Origin of the sequence: Micromonospora sp. MH33, assembly GCF_003013775.1 — a bacterium.
GTDB lineage: Bacteria > Actinomycetota > Actinomycetes > Mycobacteriales > Micromonosporaceae > Micromonospora > Micromonospora fulviviridis.
In genome coordinates, this window is sequence record NZ_MUYZ01000622.1 from 1 (window position 1) to 1,518 (window position 1,518).

Consider the following 1,518-nt stretch of genomic DNA (forward strand, 5'->3'; position numbering starts at 1 on the left):
CGCCACCGGCGCCATCGTGCTGCTCGTGGCGGCCGTGCTCGCCGTGCCGGCCGCCTGGGGCCTGTCCGTCCTCGACGGCCGCTACGCCGGCACCGCCTTCGAGGCCGGCGCCGGCCCGAGCGGACCGGTCGGCCTGGCCCTGGACGCCGACACCACCGACACCCTCACCGACCCGCGGCGGCGCCTCGACGACTACCTGCTGGCGCACCGCGGCGGGGCGCGCTACGTCGCGGCCACCTCGTCCTGGCGGACGGCGTCGCAGTTCGTGCTCCCCACCGGGCAGCCGTTCCTGCCGCTGGGCGGGTACAGCGGCCTCGTGCCCCAGCCGACCCTCCCCGAGCTGCGCGCGCTGGTGGACGCGGGGGAGCTGCGGTTCGTCCTGCTCGGCGGGGTCGGCGGCCTCGGCACCACCAATTCCGAGCTGTCCCGGATCATGGCCTGGGTGCTGTCCGCCTGCCGGGAGGTGCCGGCGGCCGAACACGGCGGCGGCGAGGAACTGCTGGTCTACCGCTGCGGACCGGGCTCGTGACGGGCCACCACGGGCGGCCGGTCGCGGCGCCCCCGCCGGGAGGAGAGCAGATGACGTCCCTGCTGACCCTGCACGACTACGCCGCCGAGGCGTCCCGGCGGCTGTCCCCGCCGGTGTGGGACTTCATCGAGGGCGGCCAGGGCGACGAGCGGAGCCTGAGGGCCAACCGGGACGCCTTCGAACGGGCCACCCTGGTGCCCCGGGTCCTCACCGGAACGGCCGAGCCGGAGACCGGCACGCGCGTCCTCGGCGCGGACTGGGCGGTGCCGTTCGCCATCGCCCCCACCGCGTTCCACGCCATGGTCCACCCGGACGGCGAGCGGGCCACCGCCCGCGGCGCCGCCGCCCTGCCGGTGCCGTACGTCGTGAGCACCATGGCCTCCGTGCCGTTCGCCGACATCGCGGCGGTCGCCGGGGGGCCGCTCTGGTTGCAGCTGTACGCCTTCGCCGACCGCGGCGTCACCCGGCACGTGATCGCGCAGGCCGAGGCGGCCGGCATGAGCGCGCTGATGCTGACCGTGGACGCCCCGCGGCTGGCCCGCCGCCTGCGCGACCTGCGCCGGGACTTCCGGCTGCCGCCGGGCATTCGGGCGGTCAACCTGCCCGACGCCGACCTCGTCTCGCCCGGCGAGCACAGCAGGCGGGCGTTCGCCCCGGCGCTGGACTGGGGCGAGCTGGCCTGGCTGCGCTCGGTGACGGAGCTGCCGGTGCTGGTGAAGGGCGTGGCGGCGGCCGAGGACGCGGCCCTTGCGGTGGCCCACGGCGTCGACGGGATCGTGGTGTCCAACCACGGCGGTCGCCAGTTCAGCGCGGCCCCGGCGACGCTCGACCTGCTGCCGGCGGTCGTCGACCGGGTGGCCGGCGCGGTGCCGGTGCTGCTCGACGGCGGGATCCGCGGCGGCTCGGACGTGCTGGTCGCGCTCGACCGGGGCGCGGACGCCGTGCTGGTCGGCCGCCCGGTGCTGCACGGCCTGGCGGTCGGCGGGGCG

General features: G+C 77.5%; 1 protein-coding gene and 1 pseudogene. Both read left to right on the forward strand.

Going from position 1 to position 1,518, the window contains the following annotated elements:
- A pseudogene (locus tag B0E53_RS38310) lies at nt 1-529 on the forward strand (hypothetical protein); the annotation flags it as partial.
- A gap of 50 nt (nt 530-579) precedes the next feature.
- Nucleotides 580-1,518, forward strand: a 939-nt coding sequence (locus tag B0E53_RS36440) for an alpha-hydroxy acid oxidase (protein WP_146167973.1), incomplete at its 3' end; no start/stop codon positions are given.